This window comes from Pseudomonas sp. KBS0710 (genome assembly GCF_005938045.2).
In the GTDB taxonomy this organism is placed as follows: domain Bacteria; phylum Pseudomonadota; class Gammaproteobacteria; order Pseudomonadales; family Pseudomonadaceae; genus Aquipseudomonas.
In genome coordinates, this window is the sequence record NZ_VCCF02000001.1 from 968,673 (window position 1) to 989,033 (window position 20,361).

Below are 20,361 nucleotides of genomic sequence, written 5' to 3' on the forward strand. Positions count from 1 at the left end.
CGCATCGCTGCGATAGCGTCCTCAAGATCGCCATCGCAGGCAAGCCAGCTCCCACATTTGGTTTTGCGGTGCGGCAGAAGTTTTATGCGCTGAAACCACCATCGATGGTCAGGCTTGCACCCGTGATGTAGCCGGCTTCCGGCCCTGCCAGATACGCCACGAAACTGGCAATTTCCTCGACCTGCCCATACCGCCCAACCGCCATCAAGCCAATCAAACTCTCGGCAAATTCGCTATCTGCCGGGTTCATATCGGTATCAACCGGCCCTGGCTGCACATTGTTGATGGTGATGCCGCGCGGTCCCAGATCCCGTGCCAAGCCCTTGGTCAGCCCCACCAGCGCTGCCTTGCTCATCGCATACGGTCCGCCACCGCCAAACGGCATGCGCTCGGCATTGGTGCTGCCGATATTGATCACGCGGCCGCCTTCGCCCATATGTTTGGCCGCTTCCTGGGTAGCGATAAACACGCTGCGCACGTTGATTGCCAGGGTCTGGTCGAAGTCTTCCAGCTTGAAGTCTTCCAGTGGCGCGATGGCCAGCACGCCGGCGTTGTTCACCAGGATATCCAGGCGCCCAAAGGCTTCGACGGTGGCGTTGACGGCGTCGCGAATCGCCGTGGCATCTGCACTGTCGGCCTGAATGGCCAAGGCTTTGCCGCCTGCGCTGATCACGCTGTTTTGCAGTGCCTCGGCCTTGGCGGCGGAGCTGACATAGGTAAAGGCGACGGCCGCGCCTTGCGCTGCCAGGCGCTTGACGATGGCAGCGCCAATGCCGCGGGAGCCGCCCTGGATCAATGCAACTTTGCCGCTGAGGGTGTGTGTGGTCATGTCGATCTCCAAGTAGTTGATGGACCGAGTATCGGCCTCACCCACCCAAGCCGGTAGACCGTGATTGCTATAGTCTGTGTAAACCAAAAGTTTAGAGTGATCGATATGGAGAGCTTTGGCAGTATCGAATGTTTCGTGCGCAGCGCCGAAGGTGGCAGCTTTGCCGAAGCGGCCCGACACCTGAGTTTGACCCCGGCGGCAGTCGGTAAAAGCGTCGCCAAGCTGGAAGCGCGCCTCGGGGTCCGGCTGTTTCAGCGCAGCACCCGGCGGCTGACGCTGACCGAAGCCGGCAAGCTGTTCCTCGAAGAAGTCAGCGCCAGCCTCACCACCATCCAGAATGCCGTGGCCAACCTTGCCAGCGCCGAAGGGCGGCCGGTGGGAACCTTGAAAGTCAGCATGGGCACGGTGGTCGGCTGTTTATACATCGTGCCGTTGTTGGGGGAGTTTCTAAAACGCTTCCCCGATATCAGCCCCGACTGGCATTTTGACAATCGCCAGGTCGACCTGATTGGCCAGGGCTTCGACGCCGCACTGGGCGGCGGTTTTGAACTGCCTCAGGGCGTGGTCGCGCGTAAACTCGCGCCGGCGCATCGTGTGCTGGTGGCCTCACCTGATTATCTGGCGACACGTGCGAGGGTATTGCAGCCTGAAGACCTTGAGCACTGCGATGGCATCCTGATCCGCTCGCCACAAACCGGCCGAGTGCGCTCCTGGCAACTGACCGGCCGCCACGGTGCGCATGGCCCGTTGAACCTTAAGGCCCGCATGACGATGAGCGATTCCCAGGCGGCCTGCGTCGCGGCAGACCAGGCGTTGGGCATTGCACTGGTGAGCATGCCGTTTGCCGTGCCTTGGCTGGCCAGCGGCAAGTTGGTGCGCGTACTGCCCGATTGGTACGTCGACGACGGCAACATCTCCATTTACTACGCCGAACACAAACTGCTGCCCGGCAAGACCCGGGCGTTTGTGGACTTCATCATCGAGCAGTTTGCCGAGCAGAAACTGGGGCAAGCATTCAGCGCGATTTGATCACGGCGATCTACCGACCTGGCCAACCAATCACTTTCTTCGGCCGTGGCGTCGCATAAGTCCTGATCTTCGACGTCGACAACCCCAGGCGCACCAGCGATTCGGCAATGGTCACCGCCGCCGTCACGCCATCCACCACCGGCACGCCGGTGCGCTGGCGAATCTGCTCATCCAGCCCGGCCATGCCGCCGCAGCCCAGGCAGATCACTTCGGCCTTGTCGTCGCGGATGGCCAGTTCCGCCTCGCGCACAATGGCTTGCATGGCGGCCAGCGGGTCTTCTTCCAGCTCCAGTACCGCCATGCCGCTGGCGCGTACCGAGGCGCAGCGTTGATACAGACCTGCGAGTTTCAGGCGGTCTTCAATCAACGGTACGGTACGGTCCAGGGTGGTGACCACCGAGTAGGCATGGCCCAGAAACATCGCCGTACTGGCCGCCGCCTCGGTAATGTCCACCACTGGCACGTTGAGCAATTCCTGCAGACCTTCACGGCCATGTTCGCCATAGCCGGCCTGGATCACCGCATCAAACGGCTGGTCGTAGGCCATCACCCGGTCCATCACCGCGATGGCGGCCAGGTAGCTTTCAAAGTTGCCCTCCACTGATTCCGCACCGAAGAACGGGGTGAGCCCGACAATCTCGGTGCCCGGTGACGCCACGGCCCGCGCCTGCTGGGCGATGGTGTCGGTGATGGAGGCGGTGGTGTTGACGTTGACCACGAGGATGCGCATGGAATGTCCTTGATTAATGACTGACGTTATCGACTGCAATACTTTCGCCGCTGACATCGGCGTAGAACGCGTGGCGCTTGGCGATCAGCAAGTACAACAACCCTGCAATACCGGCGCCAAACAGCCAGGAAAACGGTGCGACGCTGGCAAAACCGGGCAACAGCGCCAGCAGAATCGCGATGACCGCCGCAGGAATAAACGCCGCCACCGCGCGTAAATTGACCCCACGGCTGTAGTAATAAGCGCCATTCGGGTCTTCGCTATACAGCTGCAATACATCCACCTGGCTTTTACGGATCAGCCAGTAATCAACCATGATCACGCCATACAACGGCCCCAGCAGTGCGCCCAACCCGGAAAGGAAATACACGATCACCAGCGGGCTGTTGTAGAGGTTCCACGGCAGGATCAGCACCGCCACGGTGGCGCTGATCAGCCCGGCACGCCGGAAGTTCAGGTACTTGGGCGCCAGGTTGCTCAGCACAAAGGCCGGTGCGACAAAGTTGGCCATGATGTTCACCGCCACGGTGACGATCAGGAACGCCAGGCAGCCGAGCACGAGGAAGAAGGTATTGGGGATCGCCGCGATGATTTCGGTCGGGCTTTCAATTACCCTGCCATTGAGTTGGAACTGCCCGCCGCAGAGCAATACGGTGATCGCGGCAAACACCAGGATATTCACCGGCAGCCCCCAGAAATTGCCGACCAGGATGGTCTTGCGGCACGGCGAGGAGCGTGCGAAGTCGCAGAAGTTGAGGATCAGCGTGCCGTAGATACTCAGCCACAGCGCGCCACCGGCAAAGATGTTGCGCCACATCTCGCCGCCGCTCAAAGGCTCGCGGATCGACCAGGCAATATTGCCGCCAACCTGGAAGTACATCCAGCCGGCCAGCGCAGCCACGGTCACCAGAATCACCGGCCCTGCGAAAGCTTCATAGCGGCGCACCATTTCCATGCCGTACGCCAGGATCGCCAACTGCACAAACCAGATCGTGATGAAACACGCCCAGCCCAAGGTCGACAGGCCGAGAATCGAGTTATGGTCATAGTCGGCAAACCCTGGATGAATCGCCGACAGCAACACACGGAAAACTACCGAGGCCAGGTAGGTCTGGATACCAAACCAGGCAATCGCGATCACTGCGCGGATCAACGCCGGAATCTGCGCACCGTGAATGCCGAAACTGATACGGCTGATCACCGGGAACGGCACCCCGGTCTTCTGGCCCATAAACCCCGACAGGTTCATAAAGAAGTACACCAGCGCCGCGCCAATCCCCAGGGACAGCAGAATCTGCCAGCCACCAAGGCCCAGCGCATACAGGCCGATGGCAAACGAATAGTTGGCGATGTTGTGCATGTCGTTGGTCCACAACGCGAAAATACTGTAGCGCCCCCAGCGTCGGCCTTCGGCTTTGGTGGGTGCCAGGTCCCTGTTGTGCAAGCGTGGGCTGAGCACCAATGGGCCAGGGCTTGTGGCCTCGGGGTTCAGGGCGGAGGAGGGCAGATCCAGTGCGATGTCATTCGAGAGGCTTGTACGCATTCCGGCAGGCTCCGGCGCATCTGCAGGAGCGCTGCAGATGGCAAAGTGTATGTATGTTTTGTATTTATTGTATACAAAGCGCAATTCACCTTAAGCCACATGCGTGCCAGTTTTGGATCTATGAAAATCAGGGTTAATTTCGTTTTTATAGGTCTGTTGAATAAATTACTGAATTAAAAGCAATATAAATTGACCGTTTGAACAGGTATTTATTTTTAGATGGGGAGGCGCTCTGTTAATGCGTCGAACAGCGTTCAGAAATGAGTGTTACGTTTTGGTGCGGAAGGACGCAGATTGCACACGTAAATGGCACTTATGGTTACATTTGTGTGTACATTTTTTATGGGGCGGCGCAAAACAAAATGTGGGAGCGGCGGTGCGACGGTTCGACTTGCTCGCACCGCCGCTCCCACACTTTTTACCGCGTTATATCTCAAGCCTTGCTGATGATATTCCCAGCATGCAGCCCGCATTCTTTCTGCGTGGCTTCCTCCCACCACCAGCGGCCTTCGCGCTCGTGTTGGTTGGGCAATACCGGGCGGGTGCAGGGCTCGCAGCCGATGCTGATAAAACCGCGCTCATGCAGGCTGTTGTAGGGCAGCTCCAGCATACGGATGTAACCCCAGACTTCCTCGCTGGTCATCTGCGCCAGCGGGTTGAATTTGTACAGCGTACGTTCCGGAGTCGAAAACGCCGTATCGATCTCCAGCGCCGCCACCTGGCTGCGGGTGCCGGGGCTCTGGTCGCGGCGTTGACCGGTGGCCCAGGCGTTTACACCGGACAGTTTGCGGCGCAGCGGTTCGATCTTGCGCACGCCGCAGCATTCACCATGGCCGTCTTTATAGAAGCTGAACAGGCCTTTCTCTTTGACGAAGGGTTCCAGCTTGCTCTGGTCCGGCGAGATCAGTTCGATGTCGATTTTGTAGAAGTCGCGCACCTGCTCGATAAACCGGTAGGTCTCTGGGTGCAGGCGGCCGGTGTCGAGGCTGAACACCTTGACGTTCTTGTTCAGCTTCCAAGCCATATCGACCAGCACCACATCCTCGGCACCGCTGAAGGAAATCCACAGGTCATCACCGAACTGGCTGAATGCCAGCTTGAGAATGTCCTGAGCGGATTTATTGGCATAAGTCGCGGCGAGTTCAGCGACGTCGAAGGCTTGGTTCATCAGGACGGTTCCTACAGGTCAGTGGCGCTGAGCGCTCTATAGGGGAGCGATGGTATCAAAATCCGCTCTGCGTTGCGGCGCCGCGCTTGAATCGCTAGAGTTCGGCAGTCCTTTTGCTCGCTCAACTAACAACATCCAATAGGAGTGTCTCGTGGAAATTGCCTGTCTCGACCTGGAAGGGGTGCTTGTTCCGGAAATCTGGATCGCCTTCGCCGAAAAAACCGGTATTGAATCCCTGCGGGCCACCACCCGTGACATTCCCGACTACGACGTGTTGATGAAGCAGCGCCTTCGCATTCTTGACGAGCATGGGCTCAAGCTCGCCGATATCCAGGAAGTGATCGCCACCCTCAAGCCACTGGACGGTGCCATCGAGTTCGTCAACTGGCTGCGCGAACGCTTCCAGGTGGTAATTCTGTCGGACACCTTCTATGAGTTCTCCCAGCCGTTGATGCGCCAGCTCGGTTTCCCGACCTTGTTGTGCCACCGTCTGATCACTGATGAAAATGATCGTGTGGTGAGTTACCAACTGCGTCAGAAAGACCCAAAACGCCAGTCGGTGCTGGCGTTCAAGACGCTTTACTACCGCGTGATCGCTGCTGGCGATTCCTACAACGACACCACGATGCTGGGTGAAGCTGACCGTGGGATTCTGTTCCATGCGCCGGAAAATGTGATTCGCGAGTTCCCTCAGTTCCCGGCGGTGCATACCTTTGAGGACTTGAAGAAAGAGTTTATCAAGGCGTCGAATCGGCAGTTGAGCCTGTAAGTGACTCAGCGCTGTCGATGGCCCCATCGCAGGCAAGCCAGCTCCCAGACTGAATGCGGTCAACTTGTGGGAGCGGGCTTGCCCGCGATGAGGCCCGTGCGGCCACTGCCTAAACCCCGGCCAACAACCGCTCATAAGGAATGCTCAAGCCTTCATGCAGCCGCTTGATCATCGACAGGCTCAGCTTGCGTTTGTGGTTCAGCACCTCTGACACCCGCCCACTGGTGCCGATAAAGGGCTCCAGATCACGGGCAGTCATGCCAAGCTGCTCCATGCGAAATCTGATCGCCTCCACCGGGTCCGAAGGCGGCATGGGAAAGTGTTCCGCCTCGTATTTTTCAATAAGCACGGCGAGAATTTCCAGCTCGTCACCCTCAGGCGAGCCGATGTCTGCGCCCCAGAGCTGCTCCACACGCGCAAGCGCAGCGGTCAGGTCTTCCTGGGAATGAATAGGTTTGATGTTCATCACACGGTCTCCGCGTTGATCTGGTCGTACTGCGTATGGGTTCCCACGAAACGCACGAACCCCAGTTGTCGTTGATAGTCGATCGCCATGATCACTCGATACTTGTTGCCGCCCACGTTAAACACCACCCGGCTGCCCTTGAGAATACTCGCCGTTCTGAGCTCTGCCTTGAGTGCCTGTGGCGTTGTGTAGGTGGTCCTCTCCATATGGCGATACAGCTCGACCAGCGGTGTCCTGGCATCGGTATAAGCGGGATGGCTTTCCCAGAATGTCCGTAAGGTAGAGAGGGCGATTATCCGCATCACTGTTCCCTCCCAATTTGGGAGATATTAGGTGGGGTTGGTGTGAGATGCAATCCCGGAAATAATTTCTGACGAGTAGGCATTCGCTTCATGTGATCCTTCACAGGTGGCGGGTGGACGGTCTGAACCGGACGCTATCCGCCCGCTCATACTCCGTCCACAGCCATTCTGATTCAGGTTTTTTCTGTCGCTGGGCGCCGCGAGCGAGCGCCAGGAAAGGGGGGGCTACAGGCTTTCCAAAGTGTGTAACAAGACCCGTACCTTGGTCAGCGACTCTTGATACTCCGCCTCCCATTGCGAATCCGCCACGATCCCGCCACCGCCCCAGCAGTTCACGTGCCCATCCTTGACCAGCAAACTGCGGATGGCGATGGAGCTGTCCATTTCGCCGCGTACATCCAGGTACACCAGCGAGCCGCAGTACAACCCGCGTCGAGTCGGTTCCAGCTCATCGATGATCTGCATTGCGCGGATCTTCGGCGCGCCAGTGATGGAGCCGCCAGGGAAGCTGCCGGCGATCAGGTCGAGGGCGTCTTTGTCGTCGGCCAGCACCCCCGTCACGCAGCTCACCAAATGGTGCACATTGGGGTAGCTTTCCAGGCTGAACAACTCCGGCACTTTCACCGAGCCAGTGCGGCAAGTGCGGCCGAGATCGTTGCGCAGCAGGTCGACGATCATCAGGTTTTCGGCGCGATCCTTGAGGCTGGCCAGGAGTTCGGCGGCATTGGCGGCGTCTTCTTCAGGCGTCAACCCACGCGGGCGGGTGCCTTTGATCGGGCGGGTTTCGACCTGGCGTTCGCTGATCCGCACGAATCGTTCTGGCGACAGACTGAGTATCGCACCGTCATCCGGCAGGCTCTGAAACCCGGAAAAAGGTGTAGGGCAGGCCTCACGCAGCGCGCAATACGCGACCCAGGGATCGCCGGCACAGGGCGCGCGAAAACGTTGCGCAAAGTTGACCTGGTAGCAGTCACCTGCCTGGATGTAGTCCTGAATACGCACGATGGCCTGCCGGTAGGCCTCGGATGTGAGGGCCGGTGCCATGGGACCGTTCAGCTTGAACGTGTCAGGCGATATAGCCGCAGGTTGCCCAAACAGGTCGATCAACCGTAGCCGTTCGCTGTCGGGCAACGCGGGGTGAAACACCAACTGACTGGTCTGCGCCTGGTGATCGCTGATCAGCGCCCAGGCATACAGCCCGAAACGCGCATCCGGCAGGTGCAGGTCATCTACGGCCCAATCAGGCAGTTGCTCCAGGTGCCGGCCAAAATCGTAACTCAAGTAGCCAATCAAGCCGCCAGCAAAGGGTAGTGCATAACCTGCAGGCAGATCCGCTTCGCCTAACTGCGTCAGGTTTGTCCGCAAGCGTTGCAGGAAATCACCACCACTTTCGTCAGGCGCTACCGTCAATGTCGCTTGTGGCCAGGCGCTGAGCAGGTCATAACGCCCGCGTTCGGCAGCCGGGCGACCACTGTCGAGCAGCACTGCGCCAGTGGCATGACGAATTGCCGCAAAGTAGTCGGCGGGGTTGGCCCGGTAGGGCAGCGGGTGTACGGAGCAGGTCGACATTGCGGGGTGGATCAGCCGGTGGCGTGGGGGAGGCGATTGTAGTCCCCTGAAGGGTTTGGTCCTAGAGGGGATGTCGGTGATAGCTAGATAGAGGTGTTGCTTGTCAGAAAGCTATCGCAGGCAGGCCATCAGCCTTCCACGGGAGGAATATGCCCAAACATTTCCTGCACAAACTTCACCCGTTCTTCCGGAGTTTCCGTCACGCCAGCCGCTTTCAGTTCGTCCAGTCGTGCTTCCACCGCATGGGTACGCAATGTCAAACCGCAGTCGTTGGCGATCTGGATATTCAGCCCAGGCCGCGCATTCAGCTCCAGGATCAACGGGCCTTTTTCCTGGTCCAGCACCATGTCCACGCCGATATAGCCTAGCCCGCACAGCTCATAGCAGCCGGCCGCGAGCGTCATGAACCCGTCCCAGTTGGGCAGTTGCACGCCATCCACCGCGTTGGTGGTGTCGGGGTGTTTGGTAATGATGTTGTTCAGCCAGGTGCCGCGCAGGGTCAGGCCGGTGGCGAGGTCCACGCCCACGCCAATCGCGCCCTGATGCAGGTTGGCCTTGCCGCCGGACTGGCGGGTCGGCAGGCGCAGCATCGCCATTACCGGGTAGCCCATCAGCACGATAATGCGGATATCCGGCACGCCTTCGTAGCTGATGCTCTTGAAGATCTGGTCGGGCACCACGCGGTATTCGATCAGTGCGCGGTCGCGGTGGCCGCCCAGGGAATACAGGCCGGTGAGGATGCTGGAGATCTGATGCTCGATTTCTTCATGGCTGATGATTTTGCCGGACACTGTGCGGTAGCGCCCTTCAAAACGGTCGGCCACCACCAGGATGCCATCACCGCCGGCACCCTGGGCCGGTTTGATCACGAAGTCGCTGCGCCCGCCGATGATCTCGTCGAGCTTGTCGATTTCTTTTTCGGTGGAAATGATCCCGTACATTTCCGGCACGTGCAGGCCGGCAGCCAGGGCGCGTTCCTTGGTGATGATCTTGTCATCCACAAGCGGGTACAGGCTGCGCTTGTTGTACTTGAGCACGTAATCGGCGTTTCGCCGGTTGATGCCCATGATCCCCCGCGCTTCCAGGGCCTTCCAGGTTTTCCAGAAGCCAAACATTACGAGTCAGCCTTGAGGAAGGCCTTGAAACGTACCAGTTCGGTGAGGCGATAGCCGCGATAGCGACCCATGGCCAACATGAAACCCACCAGGATCAACAGGATCGCCGGGAAGGTGAACACAAAGTAAACCAGCTCCGGCACGCTCATGATGATGTGCGCCAGGGCGGCGGCGAACAGTGTGCCTACGGCCACTTTCAGCGCATGGTTGGCACCGCGTTCTTCCCAGGTGATCGACAGACGCTCGATGGTCATGGTCAGAATCACCATCGGAAACAGCGCCACCGACAGCCCGCGTTCCAGGCCCAGCTTGTGGCTGAACAGGCTGATGGCCGCAATCAGCACCACCACGAATGTCAGCACCACCGAGAGCCTCGGCAGCATCTGTAATTTCAGGTGTTCCAGGTACGAGCGCAGGGACAGGCCCAGCGCCGTGATGATGGTAAACAGCGCAATACCGAAGCCCAATTGCGTCTCGCGAAACGCCAGGGCGATCAGCACCGGAGTGAAGGTGCCCAGGGTTTGCAGGCCGATCAGGTTACGCAGGATCAGAATTACCAGCACGCCGATGGGGATCATCACCATGATCATGAAGGTTTGCTGGGTTTGCAGCGGCAGGCCGTACAGCGAGTATTCGAGGAAGTTGGCGTCGGTGTTTTCGTCGGTCAGCTTGGCCAGGCGAATCGCGTTCATCTCACTGTTGTTGAGGCTGAAGGTCACCATGGCTTTCTTGCCGCCCTCCACCGAAATCAGGTTTTCATCACCGGTCCACCACAGCAGGCGGTCGGACGGCAGGCCTTGCTCGCCGGTTTCCGGGTTGAAGTACAGCCAGTCATTGCCGTTGAAGCTGCGCAGCCACAGTTCCGGGGTTTGCGGCTGGTCGGCGACGAGCCGGATGGTGTGGACTTTTTCCACCGGTACATGGGCGATGGACAGCAACAGTTCGACGATCTTGGCTTTGTGTGGCGTGGACGGGTCGCCCGCCAGCAGCAGCTTTACATTGTCGTCGTTGAGGTTGTTGGTGCGCTTGATCGCCTCGGTAATAAAGGTTTCGACGTCGGCCGAATGCTGGCGGATCGGCGCCAGCAGGGCTTCGGCGGCGATTTTTTCCGGGCCTTCGACGGCGATGCTGTCGCGGAAGGTCGGGCCTTTGACCTTGACCTTTTCGCCGCTGTAACGCTTGGTCAGCACCAGGCGGTAATACAGCGTCTGGTTGCCCTTGGCGCGGCGCGCCGACCAGGTGACCTTGCGGTTGCCGTCGGTGCGGTTGACGCTCACGCCGTAGTTATTGGAAATAAAACTCTCGTTGAGGCTGACGAAGTCGCGGCTCAGGGGCGGCACGAACATCGAGATTTTTACCGGGTCCTTGGGGTTTGCGACGAACTCGACCTTGGCGTCGATGTTCCACAAGTCGTCGGTGGCGTCTTCGGTGACGGGGATTCCCAGCACGAAAATCTGATAGGCGGTGACCGAAATACCCAACACCACCAGGATGGTGATCAGGATTCTCAGGTGCAGGGTCAGAGAGCGCATTCGGTTTACTCGGCGGTATGAGCGTCGGCGGCGCAGGCGGGTTTGCCCGCTGCGTATTTAAGACTGGGGTCGACCAGCGCATCAAAGCGTTTCAACGCTTCGGAGCCGATCAGCAGCGGGTATTGGAAGGCGCTGCGGTCAGTCAAGTTCACTTCGATGCTGCGTAAAGCAGTGCCCATGCAGATATCCAGGGCAATCACTGGGCGGGCGGTGTAGTTCTTGTCCTCATCGGGGTCGTAGTCACCGGCGCGGCGCTTGATCTTGCTGACGCGGGCCAGGGGGCGTTCGATGGGGTGGGAATGGGCGGTGTCGATGGCGAGGTAAAAGCGTACCCAGGATTCGCCGTCGCGCTTGAAACGCTTGATATCGCGGGCGCTCAACGAGGCGGTCTTGGCGCCGGTGTCGAGTTTGGCGGCGACTTCCAGGTCGATGCCGGCCAATTTGGCGTATTCATTCAGGCCATACACGGTCTTCTCGGCGGCAACGCCAAGGCCAGGTAAGCACAGTAGGCAAATAAGAAGGAAGGGCTTGAGTCTCATAGATCCTGACGCGGTGCAGTGCGATGTTTAATTCAAGGCGACTGGCATTGCTGCGCAAACTCCCTCGTGCGCCGTTTCATCAAGTGATGTCAGGCAAAAGCGGCGGGCATTCTAACATGATGCTTTTCTGGCGCCAGCGCTGGCAGGCGGCCATGCTCCGCGAAGGTGCAGAAGGGGTTATTAGACGATTGTCGACAATGTGGATTTATTCTTTGACTATTAAGGCTTGATTGGCTAGTTTTTGCGGCATTGCTTTTAAAGGTGTCGACAATATGCTGGGTCAGCTGGAAACGCCGCTGGTGTCGCAAGACGATTCCCAGACGATGTCAGAGAACGTCTTTCGGCGTATCCAGGCCGCCATCGTCAAGGGTGAAATCGCTCCCGGCAGCAAGATCTCCGAACCGGAGCTGGCGCGCACCTACGGCATCAGCCGTGGCCCGTTGCGTGAGGCTATCCACCGTCTCGAGGGCCAGCGCCTGCTGGTGCGCGTGCCGCATGTCGGCGCAAGAGTGGTGTCCTTGAGCCACGCCGAGCTGATAGAGCTGTATGAAATCCGCGAATCCCTGGAAGGCATGGCCTGCCGCCTGGCCGCCGAGCGCATGACCGACGCCGAAATCGAAGAGCTGCGCCAGGTGTTGCACACCCATGAGCGCGACGAAGCGTTTCAGGCGGGCCTGGGCTACTACCAGCAGGAGGGCGACTTCGATTTTCATTACCGGATAATTCAAGGCGCCGGTAACCGCACCCTTACCCAAATGCTCTGCGGCGAGCTGTACCAATTGGTGCGCATGTACCGCATCCAGTTCTCCGCCACCCCGAATCGTCCACGCCAGGCTTTTGCCGAGCATCACCGCATTCTTGACGCGATTGCCGATCGCGACGGTGAACTGGCCGAGTTGTTGATGCGCCGGCATATCGGCGCTTCCAAACGTAATATTGCCCGTCACTTCCCGGACGGCGCTCCTTCATCACGAGGTGAGTCATGAGTTCCAACAATAAAACCACTCCAGGCCAGCGTTTTCGTGACGCCGTGGCCAGCGAACAGCCCTTGCAGGTGGTCGGCGCCATCAACGCCAACCACGCGCTGCTGGCCAAGCGCGCCGGTTTCAAGGCGATTTATCTGTCAGGCGGCGGCGTAGCAGCCGGTTCTCTGGGCGTGCCGGACCTGGGCATCACCGGCCTGGACGACGTACTCACCGACGTACGCCGCATCACCGACGTGTGCGACCTGCCGCTGCTGGTAGACGTCGACACCGGTTTCGGCTCCTCGGCGTTCAACGTGGCGCGCACCGTCAAGTCGATGATCAAGTTCGGCGCCGCTGCCATCCACATCGAAGACCAGGTCGGCGCCAAGCGTTGCGGGCATCGCCCGAACAAAGAAATCGTGTCCCAGCAGGAAATGGTCGACCGCATCAAGGCCGCCGTAGACGCGCGCACCGACGACAGCTTCGTGATCATGGCCCGCACCGACGCGCTGGCGGTTGAAGGCTTGGAGTCGGCCCTGGACCGTGCCGCCGCCTGCATCGAAGCCGGCGCCGACATGGTGTTCCCGGAAGCCATCACTGAGCTGGAGATGTACAAGCTCTTCGCCTCAAAGGTAAAGGCCCCGATCCTGGCCAACATTACCGAGTTCGGTGCAACCCCTCTCTACACCGTCGATCAACTGAAATCTGCCGATGTTTCCATCGTGCTGTACCCGCTCTCGGCTTTCCGTGCCATGAACAAGGCTGCCGAGAACGTCTACACCGCGATCCGTCGCGACGGTACGCAACAGAACGTGATCGACACCATGCAAACCCGCATGGAGCTTTACGATCGCATCGACTACCACACCTTCGAGCAGAAGCTCGACGCGCTGTTCGCCGCGAAAAAGTAACGAACGCGCCTCCCTGAATAACTACAAAATTGGAGAAGAACCATGGCTGAAGCAAAAGTACTGAGTGGCGCCGGCCTGCGTGGCCAGGTAGCCGGGCAGACCGCACTGTCCACCGTGGGCCAGGCCGGTGCCGGCTTGACCTATCGCGGCTATGACGTGCGCGAACTGGCCGCCGATGCGCAATTTGAAGAAGTCGCCTACCTGCTGCTGTACGGCGAATTGCCGAGCAAAACCGAATTGGCCGCCTACAGCGCCAAACTCAGCAAGCTGCGCGACTTGCCCCAGGCGCTTAAAGAAGTGCTGGAACGCATCCCCGCCGACGCCCACCCGATGGACGTGATGCGCACCGGTTGCTCGTTCCTGGGCAATATCGAGCCCGAGAAAGATTTCAGCGCCCAGCACGATGTCACCGACCGCCTGCTCGCCGCTTTCCCGGCGATCATGTGCTACTGGTATCGCTTCAGCCACGACGGCAAGAAGATTGACTGCGTGACCGACGAGCCCAGCATCGGCGGCCACTTCCTGCACCTGCTGCATGGCAAGAAGCCGAGCGCGCTGCATGAAAAAGTCATGAACGTGTCGCTGATCCTCTATGCCGAGCACGAATTCAACGCCTCGACCTTCACCGCCCGCGTATGTGCTTCAACCCTGTCCGATCTGTATTCCTGCGTCACCGCCGCCATCGGCTCGTTGCGCGGCCCGCTGCATGGTGGCGCCAACGAAGCCGCGATGGAGATGATCGAGCGTTTCGGCTCGGCCGAAGAAGCCGTCGAAGGCACCCTCGGCATGCTGGCGCGCAAAGACAAGATCATGGGCTTTGGCCACGCGATCTACAAAGACAGCGACCCGCGCAACGAAGTGATCAAGGGCTGGGCGAAAAAACTCGCGGATGAGGTCGGCGACAAGGTGTTGTTCCCGGTTTCGGAAGCCATCGACAAAACCATGTGGGAACAGAAGAAATTGTTCCCCAACGCCGACTTCTACCATGCCTCGGCGTACCACTTCATGGGCATCCCGACCAAGCTGTTCACACCAATCTTCGTGTGCTCACGCCTGACCGGCTGGGCCGCGCATGTGTTCGAGCAGCGCGCCAATAACCGCATCATCCGTCCAAGCGCCGAGTATATCGGCGTTGAGCAGCGCAAGTTCGTGCCAATCGAACGTCGCTGAGTGAAGAGCCTGGCGATCCTGAAGTGGTAACCGAATCAAAAATGTGGGAGCGGGCTTGCTCGCGAATACGGTGTGTCATTCAACACATCCGGCGACTGTTCCACCGCTTTCGCGAGCAAGCCCGCTCCCACATTTTGATCGCATTCCACCTCGGAGTCAGTCGGCACCTTGTGAACCTACCGTGACCGAGTCCTGACGATGAACACTGAATTTCGCAAACCGCTGCCCGGCAGCCGCCTGGATTTCTTCGACGCCCGTGCGGCTGTCGAGGCAATCACCCCCGGCGCCTATGCCACCTTGCCGTACACCTCGCGCGTGCTCGCCGAAAACCTGGTGCGCCGCTGCGACCCGGCCACTCTCAACGCGTCGCTGAGCCAACTGATTGAACGCAAGCGTGACCTCGACTTCCCGTGGTTCCCGGCGCGTGTGGTGTGCCACGACATCCTCGGCCAGACCGCGCTGGTCGACCTGGCCGGCCTGCGCGATGCCATCGCCCTGCAAGGCGGTGACCCGGCGCAGGTCAACCCGGTGGTGCCGACCCAATTGATCGTCGACCACTCGCTGGCCGTCGAAGCCGGTGGTTTTGACCCGCAGGCGTTCGAGAAAAACCGCGCCATCGAAGACCGTCGCAACGAAGACCGTTTCCACTTTATCGAGTGGACCAAAAAGGCCTTCAAGAACGTCGACGTGATCCCGCCGGGCAACGGCATCATGCACCAGATCAACCTGGAGAAAATGTCTCCGGTGATCCAGGTGCGCGATGGCGTGGCCTTCCCCGATACCTGCGTCGGCACCGACAGCCATACCCCGCACGTAGACGCCTTGGGCGTGATCGCCATCGGCGTCGGTGGCCTTGAGGCCGAGAGCGTGATGCTCGGCCGCGCTTCGTGGATGCGCCTGCCGGAAAGCGTCGGCGTGGAACTGACCGGCAAGCTGCAACCGGGCATCACCGCCACCGATATGGTGCTGGCCTTGACCGAGTTCCTGCGCAAACAGAAAGTCGTAGGTGCGTGGCTGGAGTTCTTCGGCGAAGGCGCTTCGGCGCTCACCCTGGGCGACCGCGCGACCATCTCCAACATGGCCCCGGAATACGGCGCTACCGCCGCGATGTTCTACATCGACCAGCAGACCATTGCCTACCTGAAACTCACCGGCCGTGAAGACGAACAAGTCACGTTGGTCGAGCAATACGCCCGCCACACTGGCCTGTGGGCCGATGACCTCAAGGGCGCGCAATACGAGCGTGGCCTGACCTTCGACCTGTCCAGCGTCGTGCGCAACATGGCCGGCCCGAGCAACCCGCATGCGCGCGTGGCGACCAGTGATCTGGCGTCCAAAGGCATCTCCGGTCAGTGGGATGAAGTGCCGGGGCAAATGCCCGACGGCGCCGTGATCATCGCCGCCATTACCAGTTGCACCAACACCAGTAACCCGCGCAACGTGATTGCCGCAGGCTTGCTGGCGCGTAATGCCAACCAGCTTGGGCTCACGCGCAAACCTTGGGTCAAATCCTCGCTGGCGCCGGGCTCGAAAACCGTGGCCATGTACCTGGAAGAAGCCGGCCTTGGCCATGAGCTCGAGAAGCTCGGCTTCGGCGTGGTGGCGTTTGCCTGCACCACCTGCAACGGCATGTCCGGCGCGCTCGACCCGGTGATCCAGCAGGAAATCATCGACCGCGACTTGTACGCCACGGCCGTGTTGTCGGGTAACCGCAACTTCGACGGGCGTATTCACCCGTATGCCAAGCAAGCGTTCCTGGCGTCGCCGCCGTTGGTGGTGGCCTACGCGATTGCCGGCACCATCCGTTTTGACATCGAAAAAGACGTGCTGGGCCTGGACGCCGACGGCAAGGAAATCCGCCTGAAAGACATCTGGCCGAGTGACGAAGAAATCGACGCCGTGGTCAAGGCGTCGGTCAAGCCGGAGCAGTTCCGCGCCGTCTATATCCCGATGTTCGCGATCCATGAAGACACCGGCCCCAAAGTCACGCCGCTGTACGACTGGCGTCCACAAAGTACCTATATCCGTCGCCCGCCATACTGGGAAGGCGCACTGGCCGGCGCGCGCCCGCTCAAGGGCATGCGCCCGCTGGCAGTGCTGCCGGACAACATCACCACCGACCATCTGTCGCCGTCCAACGCGATCATGCTCGACAGTGCCGCCGGCGAATACCTGGCGAAAATGGGCCTGCCGGAAGTCGACTTCAACTCCTATGCGACGCACCGTGGCGACCACTTGACTGCGCAGCGCGCGACCTTTGCCAACCCGAAACTGTTCAACGAAATGGTGGTGGAAAACGGCAAGGTCAAGCAGGGTTCCCTGGCGCGTATCGAGCCGGAAGGCCAGGTCACGCGGATGTGGGAAGCCATCGAAACCTACATGGAGCGCAAGCAGCCGCTGATCATCATCGCCGGCGCCGACTACGGCCAGGGCTCGTCCCGCGACTGGGCGGCCAAGGGCGTGCGCCTGGCCGGTGTGGAGGCGATTGCCGCCGAAGGGTTCGAGCGCATCCACCGCACCAACCTGGTGGGCATGGGCGTGTTGCCACTGGAATTTTTGCCGGGCACCGACCGCCACACACTGAAGATCGACGGCAGTGAAACCTATGACGTGGTCGGCCAGCGTACGCCGCGTGCGCAGCTGACGTTGGTGATCAACCGCAAAAATGGCGAACGTGTCGAAGTGCCGGTGACGTGCCGCCTGGACACCGCCGAAGAAGTGTCGATCTACGAGGCGGGCGGCGTGTTGCAACGTTTTGCCCAGGACTTCCTGGAATCGGCGGCGACGGCTTAAGGGGATAACCATGGCACACGCAGCGCAAATCAAGATCCCCGCCACCTATATGCGTGGCGGCACCAGCAAGGGCGTGTTTTTCAGCCTCAAGGACCTCCCCGAGTCGGCGCAGGTGCCGGGTGCCGCACGTGATGCCTTGCTGTTACGGGTTATCGGCAGCCCCGATCCCTACGACAAGCAGATCGACGGCATGGGCGGTGCAACCTCCAGCACCAGCAAAACCGTGATCCTGGCCAAAAGCACCCGCGCTGACCATGACGTGGACTACCTGTTTGGCCAGGTCTCGATCGACAAGCCGTTTGTCGACTGGAGCGGCAACTGCGGCAACCTGTCGGCGGCGGTGGGCTCGTTCGCCATCAGCGCCGGGCTGGTTGACCCTGCCCGTGTGCCGCATAACGGTGTGGCGGTGGTGCGGGTGTGGCAGGCCAATATCGGCAAGACCATCATCGCTCATGTGCCGATCACCGACGGCGCGGTGCAGGAAACCGGCGACTTTGAGCTCGACGGCGTGACCTTCCCGGCCGCCGAAGTGCAGCTTGAATTCATGGACCCGGCAGCGGAAGAAGAGGGCGGCGGTGGCTCGATGTTTCCCACCGGCAACCTGATCGATGATCTGGAAGTGCCGGGAGTCGGTACCTTCAAGGCGACGCTGATCAACGCGGGCATCCCGACGATCTTCATCAACGCCGAAGACCTCGGCTACACCGGCACCGAGCTGCAAGGCGCAATCAACAGCGACCCTAAAGCGCTGGCGATGTTCGAGACCGTGCGGGCCTATGGCGCGTTGCGCATGGGCCTGATCAAACACCTGGACGAAGCCGCCCAGCGCCAGCACACGCCCAAGGTCGCGTTTGTGGCCAAACCCTTGGATTACGTGGCCTCCAGTGGCAAGGCAATCAAGGCCGGTGAAGTGGATTTGCTGGTGCGCGCACTGTCCATGGGCAAGCTGCACCACGCGATGATGGGCACGGCGGCGGTGGCGATTGGCACGGCGGCGGCGATTTCCGGCACCTTGGTCAACCTCGCAGCCGGTGGCATCGAGCGTAACGCCGTGCGCTTCGGGCATCCGTCCGGCACCTTGCGCGTCGGCGCCGAGGCCACCCAGGTAAACGGCGAATGGGTGGTGAAAAAAGCCATCATGAGCCGCAGCGCACGGGTGCTGATGGAAGGTTTCGTGCGCGTGCCCGGCGACGCGTTCTAAAGACCAACACAATCCCTTTTGGGGAGTGGGCTTGTGTGGGAGCGGGCTTGCTCGCGAACGCGGTGTATCAGTCACCTTATGTGTAGCTGACACACCGCTTTCGCGAGCAAGCCCGCTCCCACAGGGGTTCAACACTATCCGCACTACCAAGGCAGGCAACCAGACCGGCCTTAACATGATCAACCGTGAGCCCGAGGACTAACCCCAACCCACTTTGGAGTACTGCCATGAGCGCCAACGTCGACCAGAATAACCGCCCCGACTACGACCAGGTCCTGCAGGACATTGCCGACTACGTCCTCAATTACCGCATCGATTCCCGCGACGCGTTGAACACTGCACGCAACTGCCTGATGGACACCCTCGGCTGTGGCCTTTTGGCTCTGCGCTTCCCCGAGTGCACCAAGCACCTGGGGCCGATCGTTGAGGGCACCGTCGTGCCGTTCGGTGCGCGTGTGCCGGGCACTTCATTTCGTCTGGACCCGGTCAAGGCCGCGTGGGACATTGGCTGCATCTTGCGTTGGCTCGACTACAACGACACGTGGCTCGCCGCCGAATGGGGCCACCCTTCGGATAACCTTGGCGGCATCCTCGCCGTGGCCGATCATTTGTCGCAAAAACGTGTGGCCAACGGCGACGCGCCGCTGACGGTGCGTGCAGTGCTGGAAGCGATGATCATGGCTCACGAAATCCAGGGCGTGATTGCCCTGGAAAACTCCTTTAACCGCGTCGGCCTCGACCATGTGTTGCTGGTGAAAGTCGCCTCCACGGCGGTCACCGCCAAGCTGATGGGCGCCAACCGTGAACAGCTGCTGTCGGCGCTGTCCCATGCGTTTGTCGATGGGCAGGCGCTGCGCACGTATCGCCATGCGCCAAATGCCGGCTCGCGCAAATCCTGGGCGGCCGGGGATGCGTCGAGCCGTGGCGTACGCTTGGCGGATATCGCACTGCGCGGCGAGATGGGCATCCCCGGAGTGCTGAGCGCGCCGCAATGGGGTTTTTATGACGTGCTGTTCAGCCACACCAACAAAGACCTGGCGCTTAAGCCTGAGGACAAGCGCGCGTTCAGCCTGTCCCAGCCTTATGGCACCTATGTGATGGAAAACGTGCTGTTCAAGATCAGCTTCCCGGCCGAGTTCCACGCGCAAACAGCCTGTGAAGCGGCGGTGACCTTGCACCCGTTGGTCAAGGATCGTCTGCATGAAATCGACCGCATCGTGATCACCACCCACGAGTCGGCGATTCGCATCATTTCCAAAGTCGGGAAGCTTGCCAACGCCGCCGACCGCGACCACTGCCTGCAATACATGACCGCCGTGCCGTTGGCGTTCGGCAATCTGGTGGCCGAGCAGTACGAAGATGAGTTCCACGCGGCGCACCCGATCATCGATGAGCTGCGCGACAAGATGGAGATCGTTGAAGACCAGCGCTACAGCCGCGAATACCTGGAGGCCGACAAGCGCTCTATCGCCAATGCCGTGCAGGTGTTTTTCAAGGACGGCACCCACACCGAGCAGGTCGCGGTGGAATACCCGATTGGCCATCGCCGGCGTCGGGCAGACGGTATTCCGTTGCTGGAGGACAAGTTCAAGGCCAACCTGGCCACGCGGTTTACCGCGCAGCGCAGTGGCGAGATTTTTGCGTTGTGCAAGGATCAGGCGCAGCTTGAGGCCACGCCGGTGAATCGGTTTGTGGACCTGTTTGTGATCTGAAAAACACCAAAAAACTAA

Annotated in this window: 18 protein-coding genes; 8 read left to right on the forward strand and 10 right to left on the reverse strand. The window is 60.2% G+C overall.

Features of this window, described 5'->3' with window-relative positions; all coding sequences use genetic code 11:
- Positions 1 to 82: 82 nt before the first annotated feature.
- Positions 83 to 829, reverse strand: a complete 747-nt coding sequence (locus FFI16_RS04645; protein WP_138814329.1) for a 3-oxoacyl-ACP reductase family protein — start codon at positions 827 to 829, stop codon at positions 83 to 85.
- Positions 830 to 934: 105 nt separating this feature from the next.
- On the opposite strand from FFI16_RS04645, the gene FFI16_RS04650 reads away from it, so the two are divergent.
- On the forward strand, positions 935 to 1,858 hold the full coding sequence (locus tag FFI16_RS04650; RefSeq protein WP_138815364.1) for a LysR family transcriptional regulator: 924 nt from the start codon (positions 935 to 937) through the stop codon (positions 1,856 to 1,858).
- A 10-nt stretch (positions 1,859 to 1,868) separates the two neighbouring features.
- On the opposite strand, the gene FFI16_RS04655 is transcribed toward FFI16_RS04650, so the two are convergent.
- From FFI16_RS04655 to FFI16_RS04665, 3 genes are all read right to left on the reverse strand, one after another.
- Positions 1,869 to 2,588, reverse strand: a complete 720-nt coding sequence (locus FFI16_RS04655) for an aspartate/glutamate racemase family protein (RefSeq protein ID WP_099486679.1) — start codon at positions 2,586 to 2,588, stop codon at positions 1,869 to 1,871.
- A 13-nt stretch (positions 2,589 to 2,601) separates the two neighbouring features.
- Positions 2,602 to 4,131: an NCS1 family nucleobase:cation symporter-1 gene (locus FFI16_RS04660; protein WP_138814330.1), complete on the reverse strand. Its 1,530-nt coding sequence runs from the start codon at positions 4,129 to 4,131 to the stop codon at positions 2,602 to 2,604.
- Positions 4,132 to 4,564: 433 nt separating this feature from the next.
- Complete coding sequence (locus FFI16_RS04665; RefSeq protein WP_017134733.1) at positions 4,565 to 5,299, reverse strand: phosphoadenylyl-sulfate reductase; 735 nt, start codon at positions 5,297 to 5,299, stop codon at positions 4,565 to 4,567.
- 151 nt (positions 5,300 to 5,450) lie between these two features.
- Here FFI16_RS04665 and thrH point away from each other — a divergent pair, with 151 nt between their 5' ends.
- Positions 5,451 to 6,068: a bifunctional phosphoserine phosphatase/homoserine phosphotransferase ThrH gene (gene thrH, locus FFI16_RS04670; protein WP_065929901.1), complete on the forward strand. Its 618-nt coding sequence runs from the start codon at positions 5,451 to 5,453 to the stop codon at positions 6,066 to 6,068.
- Between the two features lie 109 nt (positions 6,069 to 6,177).
- Here thrH and FFI16_RS04675 read toward each other — a convergent pair whose 3' ends face one another.
- From FFI16_RS04675 to FFI16_RS04700, 6 genes are all read right to left on the reverse strand, one after another.
- Positions 6,178 to 6,534, reverse strand: a complete 357-nt coding sequence (locus tag FFI16_RS04675) for a type II toxin-antitoxin system HigA family antitoxin (RefSeq protein ID WP_099548788.1) — start codon at positions 6,532 to 6,534, stop codon at positions 6,178 to 6,180.
- Positions 6,534 to 6,836 (reverse strand): type II toxin-antitoxin system HigB family toxin, encoded by a 303-nt coding sequence (locus FFI16_RS04680; RefSeq protein ID WP_138814331.1) that lies wholly within the window; start codon positions 6,834 to 6,836, stop codon positions 6,534 to 6,536. The genes FFI16_RS04675 and FFI16_RS04680 overlap by 1 nt, the downstream gene beginning before the upstream one ends.
- A gap of 225 nt (positions 6,837 to 7,061) precedes the next feature.
- Entirely contained in the window at positions 7,062 to 8,405 is a 1,344-nt protein-coding gene (gene pabB / locus FFI16_RS04685) for an aminodeoxychorismate synthase component I (protein WP_138814332.1), read from the reverse strand.
- A 128-nt stretch (positions 8,406 to 8,533) separates the two neighbouring features.
- The gene (locus FFI16_RS04690; RefSeq protein WP_138814333.1) at positions 8,534 to 9,520 is read right to left on the reverse strand and encodes an alpha-L-glutamate ligase-like protein; all 987 of its coding nucleotides are present in this window, start codon (positions 9,518 to 9,520) and stop codon (positions 8,534 to 8,536) included.
- Positions 9,520 to 11,052, reverse strand: a complete 1,533-nt coding sequence (locus FFI16_RS04695; protein ID WP_138814334.1) for an inactive transglutaminase family protein — start codon at positions 11,050 to 11,052, stop codon at positions 9,520 to 9,522. The genes FFI16_RS04690 and FFI16_RS04695 overlap by 1 nt, the downstream gene beginning before the upstream one ends.
- Positions 11,053 to 11,057: 5 nt before the next feature.
- Positions 11,058 to 11,591 (reverse strand): ATP-dependent zinc protease, encoded by a 534-nt coding sequence (locus FFI16_RS04700; protein WP_138814335.1) that lies wholly within the window; start codon positions 11,589 to 11,591, stop codon positions 11,058 to 11,060.
- A gap of 272 nt (positions 11,592 to 11,863) precedes the next feature.
- Between FFI16_RS04700 and FFI16_RS04705 the strand changes: the two genes are divergently transcribed.
- The 6 genes from FFI16_RS04705 to prpD all read left to right on the forward strand — a co-directional run bounded on the left by FFI16_RS04705 (position 11,864) and on the right by prpD (position 20,343).
- Positions 11,864 to 12,577, forward strand: a complete 714-nt coding sequence (locus FFI16_RS04705) for a GntR family transcriptional regulator (RefSeq protein ID WP_138814336.1) — start codon at positions 11,864 to 11,866, stop codon at positions 12,575 to 12,577.
- Complete coding sequence (prpB, locus tag FFI16_RS04710) at positions 12,574 to 13,467, forward strand: methylisocitrate lyase (RefSeq protein ID WP_138814337.1); 894 nt, start codon at positions 12,574 to 12,576, stop codon at positions 13,465 to 13,467. Before FFI16_RS04705 ends, prpB begins: the two co-directional genes overlap by 4 nt.
- A gap of 42 nt (positions 13,468 to 13,509) precedes the next feature.
- Positions 13,510 to 14,637 (forward strand): 2-methylcitrate synthase, encoded by a 1,128-nt coding sequence (prpC, locus tag FFI16_RS04715; protein WP_017134743.1) that lies wholly within the window; start codon positions 13,510 to 13,512, stop codon positions 14,635 to 14,637.
- Positions 14,638 to 14,835: 198 nt separating this feature from the next.
- Entirely contained in the window at positions 14,836 to 17,430 is a 2,595-nt protein-coding gene (gene acnD / locus FFI16_RS04720) for a Fe/S-dependent 2-methylisocitrate dehydratase AcnD (protein WP_138814338.1), read from the forward strand.
- 10 nt (positions 17,431 to 17,440) lie between these two features.
- On the forward strand, positions 17,441 to 18,631 hold the full coding sequence (gene prpF, locus FFI16_RS04725) for a 2-methylaconitate cis-trans isomerase PrpF (protein WP_138814339.1): 1,191 nt from the start codon (positions 17,441 to 17,443) through the stop codon (positions 18,629 to 18,631).
- A gap of 227 nt (positions 18,632 to 18,858) precedes the next feature.
- Positions 18,859 to 20,343 carry a 2-methylcitrate dehydratase gene (prpD, locus tag FFI16_RS04730; protein ID WP_138814340.1) on the forward strand — a complete coding sequence of 495 codons (1,485 nt, stop codon included), beginning with the start codon at positions 18,859 to 18,861 and terminating at the stop codon, positions 20,341 to 20,343.
- The last annotated feature ends 18 nt before the right edge of the window (positions 20,344 to 20,361 follow it).